Here is a 9,784-nt window from a genome sequence, read left to right on the forward strand (position 1 = left end):
CGAAAAGTCTAGTTTGATTTAGGTGGAAAAGCGACATCTACGCATGCCGCTTCTCTTAATGTTTTCGTATCCTTACACTTTCTCGTATGGATGATCTGCGTTTGGATAAATTTCGGTTGGGTATTTACCAGTAAAGCACGCTAAACAATGCCCTCTATTTTCCCCATCATCAGTTCGACCAATTGCGTCAATCATTCCTTCTGTACTTAAGAAAATAAGAGAGTCAGCGCCAATTAATTCACGAAGCTCCTCCACGGAATACTTTGATGCAATCAGCTCTTCTTTAGTAGATGTATCAATTCCATAGAAGCAAGGATTTTTGATTGGCGGTGAACTTATTAATACATGGACTTCAGTTGCTCCTGCTTCTCTTAACATTGTCACAATACGTTTACTTGTTGTGCCACGAACAATGGAATCATCGACCATGATTACTCTTTTTCCTTCTACTACTCCGCGAACGGCAGAAAGCTTCATCTTAACACCTTGCTCCCGAAGAGATTGAGAAGGCTGAATAAATGTTCTGCCAACATAGCGATTTTTAATCAATCCAAGCTCATACGGAATGCCCGTTGCTTCCGCATATCCGATTGCTGCAGAAATACTGGAATCAGGTACTCCAGTTACTACATCTGCTTCAATAGGTGCTTCCATTGCCAATCTTTTCCCAAGATTTTTACGTGCTGTGTGAACATTGATGCCGTTAATATTACTGTCAGGTCTCGAAAAATAGACATATTCCATTGTGCACATTGCAATATTAGAAGCGACAGAGAACATTTCCGAACGGAACCCGTTATCATCGATAATTAAAAGTTCTCCTGGTAAAATATCACGAACAAACTCTGCCCCTACCACATCAAATGCACATGTTTCAGATGCAACGACATAGGCATCTCCTAATTTTCCTAAAGAAAGGGGACGCATTCCATTTGGATCTAGCGCAACCATTAATTCCGTTTCCGTTAAAATAAGAAAAGCATAGGCACCTTTAATCATTGTCAGCGCATTTTTTACTCTTTCTTTAAATGCCGCAAAACCGCCTCTTCTAATTAAATGAGCAAGCACCTCTGTATCAGAGCTTGTTTGGAAAATACTCCCTTGTGCTTCCAGCTGGCTTTTTAAAGCAGTTGCATTAACTAAATTTCCGTTGTGAGCAAGCGCCATACTACCGCTTTGGAAGTGGAACAGAAGAGGCTGGACATTTTCATATCCGCCGCCACCTGCTGTCGCATAACGCACATGGCCAATTGCTGCTTTTCCTGATAAATCTTTAATTGCTTCTTGGGTGAAAATTTCAGAAACTAGCCCTTCTCCTTTAATTCCTTTTAATTTTTTCCCATCAGTTGATACAATACCTGTACCTTCTTGTCCGCGATGCTGTAAGCTATGAAGCCCGTAGTATGTTAATTGCGATGCATCTTCATGTCCCCAAACTCCAAAGATACCACACTCTTCATTTAACCCTCTTATTTCAGCAAGCATGGAATAGCTCCTCTCCAGGCATCCGTTAACGAATCAACCTGTTCATTTACTAGAATAGTTTCCCCTTGGCTAATGGTAAGAACGGCTGTATCTGTAACTTCTCCTACTAATGTAGCAGGAACTAATTTTTCAAAAGTCTCTTTATTTTCTGGTTTAATAGAAAGCAAGAAACGTGATTGTGATTCACTGAAAAGTGCTGTTACTGCATCTTCCGTAACATTTACTTTTGCTCCTAAGCCTTTTGAACTGATTAAGCTTTCTGCTACCGCTACTGCTAAACCGCCTTCTGCTAAATCATGAGCGGACTCTACAACCCCTGCACGAATGGCTTCTAGGACTGCTTTTTGGTAAGACTTTTCCACTTCTAAATCTAAGGAAGGTGCTTTGCCTGATATAGATCCTTCTAGCATTTTTTGCAATTCACTTCCGCCAAACTCTGCTTTTGTTTCTCCAAGCACATAGATTAAGTCTCCAGCTGCTTTAAAGCTTTGTGTTGTAATATCTTTTGTATCCTTCACTAATCCAACCATCCCAATAACAGGAGTAGGATAAATAGCTGTTCCATTTGTTTCGTTATATAAAGAGACATTTCCACCGATTACTGGCGAATTTAATGCTAAGCAAGCTTCACTGATTCCATCTGCTGCTTTTTCAATTTGCCAGAAAATCTCTGGTTTCTCTGGATTTCCAAAATTCAAGTTGTCTGTAATCGCAAGTGGCTCTGCGCCAGAACATACGATATTACGAGCTGCTTCTGCTACTGCAATCTTCCCGCCTGTTTCTGGGTCTAAGTATAAATATCTTGCATTACAGTCAGTTGTCATTGCTAAAGCTTTTTTCGTTCCGCGAATACGGACTACTGCTGCATCAGAACCTGGTGCAACTACTGTATTCGTACGAACCATATAGTCATATTGATCATAAACCCACTCTTTGCTTGCAATAGTTGGCTGTTTTAATAGATTAAGAAGTGTTTCACCATAGTTATTTACAGTAGGAATATAGTTTTCCATCGCTTGGAACTCACGATAATAAGCTGGTTCACTAGATGGCTTATGATATACAGGAGCATCCTCTGCTAAAGCATCTGCAGGAACATTTGCTACTATATCTCCTTTATGAAGAAGACGAAGCATTTTATCATCTGTTACAACACCAATTGCTACTGCCTCTAAATCATATTTATGGAAAAGATCTTTGATTTCCTGTTCTCTTCCTTTTTTCACCACAATCAGCATACGTTCTTGTGATTCAGAAAGCATCATTTCATAAGCAGTCATTCCTGTTTCACGCTGTGGTACTAAATCTAAATTCATTTCAATACCAGAACCTGCTTTACTTGCCATTTCTGCACTAGAGCTAGCAAGTCCTGCAGCACCCATATCTTGAATCCCAACTAACGCATCTGATTGAATTAATTCCAGACATGCTTCTAAAAGAAGCTTCTCCATAAATGGATCTCCTACTTGTACAGCAGGACGCTTTTCATCGGAGTTCTCTGTTAATTCTTCAGAAGCAAATGTCGCACCATGGATTCCATCACGGCCGGTTTTTGCACCTACATACATTACGGTATTACCAACACCGTGTGCCTGGCCTTTTTTGATATCTTCATGGTTAATCAAACCAACACACATCGCATTTACAAGTGGGTTACCTGCATAGGAATCATCAAAAGCAATTTCCCCACCAACTGTTGGAATTCCAATACAGTTTCCATAGCCAGCAATTCCGGCAACTACTTCTTTAAAAAGATATTTTGTACGTTCATTATCTAATTCACCGAATCGTAAAGAGTTAAGAATTGCAATTGGTCTTGCCCCCATGGAAAAAACATCACGGATAATTCCGCCTACACCAGTTGCTGCACCTTGGTATGGCTCAATTGCTGATGGATGGTTATGGCTTTCAATTTTAAACGCAACCGCTTGACCATCGCCGATATCTACAATTCCTGCACCCTCACCAGGTCCTTGTAAAACTTGTGGTCCTGAAATTGGAAACTTCTTCAAGACTGGCTTAGAGTTTTTATAACTACAATGTTCTGACCACATAACAGAAAATAACCCGATCTCTGTATAGTTAGGAAGGCGACCTAGAATTCCTTCTACCATCGCAAATTCTTCATCCGTCACACCCATTTGTTTGTAAATTTCTTCTGATTTGATTTGTTCTGGACTTGGTTCAAGCATTAACGACATTTGCTTCCCTCCACTGACTAACGATTGATTTAAATATTTTCAGACCATCTGCTCCACCTAAAAGCTCATCTACTGCTCTTTCTGGGTGAGGCATCATGCCAAGGACATTTCCTTTTTCATTTGTGATTCCAGCAATATTTTCTAAACTTCCGTTTGGATTTGTACCATTATAAGTAAAGACAATTTGATTATTTTCCTTTAATTTCGCTAACGTTTCCCCATCACAGTAGTAATTTCCTTCTCCGTGAGCAATCGGCACAGTAATTACTTCGTTGTCTTTATATGCAGAGGAGAACATAGTATTATTATTTGCTACCTGCAGTTCAACTGGCTTACAGATAAACTTTAAGCTTTCATTTCTTCTCATTGCACCAGGGAGCAATCCTGCTTCTAACAGTATTTGGAATCCATTACATACACCAAGAACTGGCTTTCCTGCTTCCGCTGCTTTCACTACTTCTTTCATTACATTGCTGAATCTTGCAATAGCACCTGTACGAAGATAGTCTCCGTATGAAAATCCTCCAGGTAGCAAAATTCCATCAAAGCCTTCTAAGCTGTCTGTATCATGCCAAACGTATTCTACTTCTTCTCCAAGCTCATCCTTTACCGCATGAAACATATCAACATCACAATTGGATCCTGGAAATACGATTACTGCAAACTTCACTGTGCAACAACCTCCTCCACCTCATAGCGGTAATCTTCAATAACTGTATTAGCAAGAAGCTTTTCACACATTTCCTTCACTAGCTCATCAATGTTTCTTTCTGATTTATCAATCGTTAATTCCAAGTACTTCCCGATACGTACATCTTCTACTTCTTTATAATTTAATGAATGCAATGATCCTTTCACAGCATTCCCTTGTGGATCTAATACACTTTCTCTTAATGTGATATATACTTTAACTTTAAACATGTTGACTTCCCCCTAGTCTCGCTAAAATATTTTCATAAGCATCTGTTAGATTTCCTAAATCGCGACGAAATACATCTTTATCTAATTTCGCATTTGTTTCTTTATCCCAAAGTCGGCATGTATCTGGCGAAATTTCATCGGCAAGAAGAACATTTCCTTCGTTGTCTTTTCCAAATTCCAATTTAAAATCAACTAAGTTAATTCCCAATTCTCCGAAAAATCTGCTTAATACTTCGTTTACTTCCAATGCCTTTTGCTTTAAAAATGCAACTTCTTCTGTTGATGCAAGCTTTAATTCTTCGATATGGTCTTCCGTAATCATTGGATCACCCAGTGCATCATCTTTGTAGTAAAATTCAACCAATGGCTTTGATAACGGAATGCCCTCTTCTATTCCTAATCTTTTTGAAAAACTGCCTGCTGCTAAATTACGAACAACCACTTCTAATGGAATAATGTCCACTTTCTTTACAAGCTGTTCTGTATCTGACAATTTTTCTACGAAATGTGATGGAATACCAAAGTCTTTCAACTTTAAGAATAGTAAACTAGTAATCTCATTATTTAATCGACCTTTACCTGTAATAGTTGCTTTCTTCTCCCCATTAAAGGCAGTAGCGGAATCTTTATATTCCAGCCAAACAATATTCTCATCCGAAGTTCCATACACTCTTTTTGCTTTTCCTTCATACAATAAAGCTCTCTTTTCCATTTGAAGAGTCTCCTTATCAAAAAAATTAGGGATAAAACGAAAAATTCTCACTTGCAATACCTTACTTAAAATTCGGTCTATTCTGTTTTCACAGTTTGTAGTAGAGCTGTCATTCTACCTGACAGCTCTTAATTTTTTATAATCCCAGTCGATCAAAAATTGTATCCACATGCTTAATATGGAAATGATAATCAAAGCAATCATCAATTTCTTCTTTGGTTAGCTTAGAAGAAATTACTGCATCATTATCTACTAACCCGCGGAATGGCACTTGCTTTTCCCATGATTCCATTGCTCTTGGCTGTACAGTGTCATACGCTTCTTCTCTCGTAAGTCCTTTATCAATTAGAGCAAGTAGTACACGTTGTGAATAGATTAAGCCAAGTGTGCGATCCATATTTCGTTTCATATTCTCTGGGAATACAGTTAGATTTTTCACGATATTGCTGAAACGATTTAACATATAATTTAATGCAATTGTTGCATCTGGAATAATGATACGCTCTGCAGAAGAATGAGAAATATCTCTCTCATGCCATAGAGGAACATTTTCATATGCAGTTAGCATATAGCCGCGAATAACACGAGCAAGACCAGCCATATTTTCTGAACCGATTGGATTACGTTTATGTGGCATAGCAGAAGAACCTTTTTGTCCTTTAGCAAAAAACTCTTCCACTTCTCTTGTTTCACTTTTTTGCAAGCCGCGAATTTCCACAGCGAATTTCTCAATAGATGTAGCAATTAGTGCAATAGTAGACATATAATCAGCATGGCGATCACGTTGCAAAGTTTGCGTAGAAATCGGCGCTGGCTTTAATCCTAATTCTTTACATACATATTGTTCTACAAAAGGATCAATATTTGCATATGTTCCTACTGCACCAGAAATCTTACCATATTCAATTCCTTCTGCTGCTGCTTTAAATCTTTCTAAATTTCGTTTCATTTCTTCATGCCATAGAGCAAGCTTTAAACCAAATGTTGTTGGTTCTGCATGTACACCATGTGTACGTCCCATCATAACGGTATATTTATGCTCTTGTGCTTTATTCTTAAGTATTTCAATAAAGTTCTCTACGTCTTTTAATAAAATTTCATTTGCTTGTTTAATTTGATAAGAAAGAGCTGTATCTACTACATCTGTAGAAGTTAAACCATAATGTACCCATTTTCTTTCTTCTCCAAGTGTTTCCGATACTGCTCTTGTAAATGCTACAACGTCATGTCTTGTATCTAGCTCAATTTCCTTAATACGCTCGATATCAAACGAAGCATTTTCCCGGATTTTTTTTACATCTTCTGCTGGAATCTCACCAAGCTTTACCCACGCCTCACATGCTAAAATTTCTACCTCTAGCCATGCCTTGAAGCGATTTTCTTCTGTCCAAATGTTTCCCATTTCTGGTCTTGTGTAACGATCGATCATTTTTTATCCTCCGATTTTTTCTGTTTGTACATTCCATATGTTCGTATTCTCGATTTCATCTAATGCTATTTCCACAGATGAACGAAGCAATGTAGCATGCCCCATCTTTCTATTTTCCTTTGGCTCCTGCTTTCCATAAAGATGAACTTTCCAGTCCTGCAAATCAGGAATTTTATCAATCAGCTGTGCTTGATGTTGACCGAGAATATTAACCATAACAGCAGGTCTTAATAGCCTTGTGCTTGCTAACGGCCAATTGCACACCGCACGGATATGCTGCTCAAACTGTGAAGTCTCACATGCTTCAATCGTGTAATGCCCAGAATTATGTGGTCTAGGGGCCAACTCATTAATATAAATTTCTTCGTCTTCGGTCAGGAACATTTCTACAGCAAGTGTTCCTACTAAATGTAAATACTCAGCAAGCTTGCTTGCCTTTTCTATCGCTAAGTCCTTTGCGAAGTCACTAATGCGAGCCGGGACGATTGATTCATGCAAAATATTATTAAGATGGATATTTTCACTAACTGGAAAAACAGTAGCTTCTCCCTTTCCGCTTCTAGTGATAATAACCGATATTTCCTTATTAAAAGGAATCCATTTTTCTAATACACAGACTCCATTGTTCAAAAGCTTTTCCGCTTCTGCTATTTGACTGCTTTCTTTAATAACATATTGGCCTTTTCCATCATAACCTCCACGCGCTGTTTTTAAAACAGCTGGATAGCCTAATTGTGCCAATCCATTATAAATATCACTTGTTTTTTTAATAACTACATATGGAGCTATCTTAATTCCAGCTTGTTCTATTGCCTTTTTTTCCTTTACTCGATCCTGCGTAATTTCAAGAAGAGCAGACCCTTGGGGAACGTTAGCATTATTGGTTAACCAATCGAGGCAAGCTGCATCTATATTTTCAAATTCATATGTTATTACATCACTTATTTCTGCTAATTTCTTAATTGCTGATAAACTATCGTAGGCATCAACAATTTTATAATCAGCTACTTGGCCACAAGGAGAATCTTCTGTTGGATCCAATACCGCTATTCTAAACCCTTGCTGTTTAGCTGCAATTGCCATCATACGCCCTAACTGGCCGCCACCTATAATACCAATTGTTTGACTTGGCAGTATTACTCTGTTAGACAAGCTCATCACTACTTTCCATCACTTCTTTTTTCGTTCTTTCTCTCATGGAAAAAAGTCTTTCTGCTAACTCTAAGTCTGTAGTACCTAGTATTTGGGCTGCAAGAAGCCCTGCATTCGTAGCACCAGCTTTGCCAATTGCTACAGTTGCAACAGGAACTCCTCCAGGCATTTGTACAATTGACAATAAGGAATCCAGTCCATTTAAGGCTCTTGATTGAACAGGAACTCCTATAACAGGTAACGTCGTTTTAGCTGCGACCATTCCAGGAAGATGTGCTGCTCCACCAGCGCCTGCTATAATTACTTTAATGCCTCTATTTCTAGCATTTTCGGCGTATTCAAACATTAAGTCAGGAGTACGATGAGCAGAGACCACTTTTTTCTCGTAATCTACTTCCAATTGATCTAATATGTCACAAGTATGTTTCATTGTTTCCCAATCTGATTTACTCCCCATGATAACACCAACAGATGCGGCCATGTTCTCCTCCTCCTGATTCCATTTAAAAAGCCCTAGACAGAACACTTCTACACTAAAAGAGAGAAAGTATCTGTCCAGAGCTTAAATAAACCTGAATAAAGTAAACCTCTACTTTTTTCAGCTCTTTTTCATTCACTTTCCCTCATAGTCCAGTATTTTACGGTTACCGGGTAGAAACTTATGGGCCATATTCCCATTATTATATGAGGGCTATATATTTTTTTATTCGGTCTTGTTTAATTAACACTATACCATCTTAACAAGCATATTTATATATTGTCAACAGTAAATGTCGAACGATTAATATAAATATAATTTTATTGTTCGTGATTTAACCTTCTAACTGGATAGCTTCAAAGATAATCTGCTGTGATACTGGCTCATAAGACTTTTGACCATTTACCTTAATTTCCTTAAAAACAGGTTTTTCCATTCGTTTTATCGGTGTATAGCCTTCCTTCTTCATTCTGTCTAAACAGTCATTAATCGTCTCATTTGTTTGCACTTCAAATCTTTTTTTCTTACTCATTAAATAATTTTCCTTTCTTAACACTTTTCACCCAGAACCCACCATAAATCGCTTTAGGCTCATATGCAATAATAAATGCTTTGGGATCCAATTCTTTAATTGTCTGATACAATTTTAATTCATATTTTCGAGGAGTCAATATTTGCAAGGCCATACGGTCGCCTTCTAACCCCTGTGCAGCCCACGTTGTTACTCCATAACCTTGTGTTCTTAAAGAGTTAGGCAAGTCTCGGTCATATTCCTTTGTTATCACATTTACTGTAATATATCCTAAAGCCAACTTTTCCTCAATCTTCATCCCAACAATGACTCCTACCCCATATCCAACAGCATAGGCAATCAAGTTTTGAATTTGATCCAAATTATCTAATACCAATCCTAAACCAATCACATAAATAACTACCTCTATCATGCTGATAAACGCAGCTAAATAACGTTGCCCTTTAAGTGTTAAAATCATTCGTATCGTAAAAAAAGACACATAAACAATATTAATTACAAGAATAATCAATACCATAGTAATACTATTTTCAAGCATTCACTTCTCACTCCCATATGTATTATCAGTCCTATATTATACTTATAATTACCTAATAAGAGAGAAGTAAACAATTATATTCCATTGACAAAAGACAGATAAATCTGAAAAAATTATATATAATAGAAGAAAGTCGGATTTTTTATTGATATTGATTAAAATAGTAGATTTTTTCATGTGGAGGCTGATGTTCAATTGTTACTCCAACTATTAATCTTTTGGGGAGGACTCAATTTTGGATAGTAACGAAAAGAAAGTTAATCAAACCATCTTTTCCCGTTAAATATTTTAATTTACGTAAAAAAAGACCTAAAAGCAATAAAGCTTTTAGATCTT

The 9,784-nt window shown here is 37.6% G+C and carries 10 protein-coding genes and 1 riboswitch; all 10 genes read right to left on the reverse strand.

Translation table 11 applies throughout. From position 1 onward, the window contains the following. Positions 1–72: 72 nt before the first annotated feature. Positions 73–1,485, reverse strand: a complete 1,413-nt coding sequence (gene purF, locus RTL21_RS11720) for an amidophosphoribosyltransferase (protein WP_312096071.1) — start codon at positions 1,483–1,485, stop codon at positions 73–75. Further along, entirely contained in the window at positions 1,470–3,686 is a 2,217-nt protein-coding gene (gene purL / locus RTL21_RS11725) for a phosphoribosylformylglycinamidine synthase subunit PurL (protein ID WP_312096072.1), read from the reverse strand. The genes purF and purL overlap by 16 nt, the downstream gene beginning before the upstream one ends. Next, positions 3,670–4,356, reverse strand: coding sequence for a phosphoribosylformylglycinamidine synthase subunit PurQ (purQ, locus tag RTL21_RS11730; protein ID WP_312096073.1), 687 nt, complete (start codon positions 4,354–4,356; stop codon positions 3,670–3,672). The genes purL and purQ overlap by 17 nt, the downstream gene beginning before the upstream one ends. After that, positions 4,353–4,607 carry a phosphoribosylformylglycinamidine synthase subunit PurS gene (gene purS / locus RTL21_RS11735; protein WP_016205034.1) on the reverse strand — a complete coding sequence of 85 codons (255 nt, stop codon included), beginning with the start codon at positions 4,605–4,607 and terminating at the stop codon, positions 4,353–4,355. Before purS ends, purQ begins: the two co-directional genes overlap by 4 nt. Further along, on the reverse strand, positions 4,600–5,319 hold the full coding sequence (purC, locus tag RTL21_RS11740; RefSeq protein WP_312096074.1) for a phosphoribosylaminoimidazolesuccinocarboxamide synthase: 720 nt from the start codon (positions 5,317–5,319) through the stop codon (positions 4,600–4,602). The genes purS and purC overlap by 8 nt, the downstream gene beginning before the upstream one ends. 136 nt (positions 5,320–5,455) lie before the next feature. Then, a complete protein-coding gene (purB, locus tag RTL21_RS11745) occupies positions 5,456–6,748 on the reverse strand; it encodes an adenylosuccinate lyase (protein ID WP_312096075.1) in 1,293 nt (430 codons plus the stop codon). Between the two features lie 3 nt (positions 6,749–6,751). Further along, complete coding sequence (gene purK / locus RTL21_RS11750; protein ID WP_312096076.1) at positions 6,752–7,906, reverse strand: 5-(carboxyamino)imidazole ribonucleotide synthase; 1,155 nt, start codon at positions 7,904–7,906, stop codon at positions 6,752–6,754. After that, entirely contained in the window at positions 7,893–8,381 is a 489-nt protein-coding gene (gene purE, locus RTL21_RS11755) for a 5-(carboxyamino)imidazole ribonucleotide mutase (protein WP_312096077.1), read from the reverse strand. The genes purK and purE overlap by 14 nt, the downstream gene beginning before the upstream one ends. Positions 8,382–8,506: 125 nt before the next feature. Further along, a riboswitch (purine riboswitch) is annotated at positions 8,507–8,608 on the reverse strand. 104 nt (positions 8,609–8,712) lie between these two features. After that, positions 8,713–8,910 (reverse strand): NETI motif-containing protein, encoded by a 198-nt coding sequence (locus tag RTL21_RS11760; RefSeq protein WP_312096078.1) that lies wholly within the window; start codon positions 8,908–8,910, stop codon positions 8,713–8,715. Next, positions 8,903–9,448 (reverse strand): DUF2179 domain-containing protein, encoded by a 546-nt coding sequence (locus RTL21_RS11765; protein ID WP_312096079.1) that lies wholly within the window; start codon positions 9,446–9,448, stop codon positions 8,903–8,905. The genes RTL21_RS11760 and RTL21_RS11765 overlap by 8 nt, the downstream gene beginning before the upstream one ends. Positions 9,449–9,784 lie beyond the last annotated feature (336 nt).

The organism is Niallia sp. (assembly GCF_031978665.1).
In the GTDB taxonomy this organism is placed as follows: Bacteria; Bacillota; Bacilli; order Bacillales; family Cytobacillaceae; genus Niallia.

Coding starts and splice junctions, on each gene's coding strand:
- purF (WP_312096071.1), bottom strand. CDS start 1,485: ATGCTTGCTGAAATAAGAGGGTTAAATGAAGAGTGTGGTATCTTTGGA.
- purL (WP_312096072.1), bottom strand. CDS start 3,686: ATGTCGTTAATGCTTGAACCAAGTCCAGAACAAATCAAATCAGAAGAA.
- purS (WP_016205034.1), bottom strand. CDS start 4,607: ATGTTTAAAGTTAAAGTATATATCACATTAAGAGAAAGTGTATTAGAT.
- purC (WP_312096074.1), bottom strand. CDS start 5,319: ATGGAAAAGAGAGCTTTATTGTATGAAGGAAAAGCAAAAAGAGTGTAT.
- purB (WP_312096075.1), bottom strand. CDS start 6,748: ATGATCGATCGTTACACAAGACCAGAAATGGGAAACATTTGGACAGAA.
- purK (WP_312096076.1), bottom strand. CDS start 7,906: ATGAGCTTGTCTAACAGAGTAATACTGCCAAGTCAAACAATTGGTATT.
- purE (WP_312096077.1), bottom strand. CDS start 8,381: ATGGCCGCATCTGTTGGTGTTATCATGGGGAGTAAATCAGATTGGGAA.
- RTL21_RS11760 (WP_312096078.1), bottom strand. CDS start 8,910: ATGAGTAAGAAAAAAAGATTTGAAGTGCAAACAAATGAGACGATTAAT.
- RTL21_RS11765 (WP_312096079.1), bottom strand. CDS start 9,448: ATGCTTGAAAATAGTATTACTATGGTATTGATTATTCTTGTAATTAAT.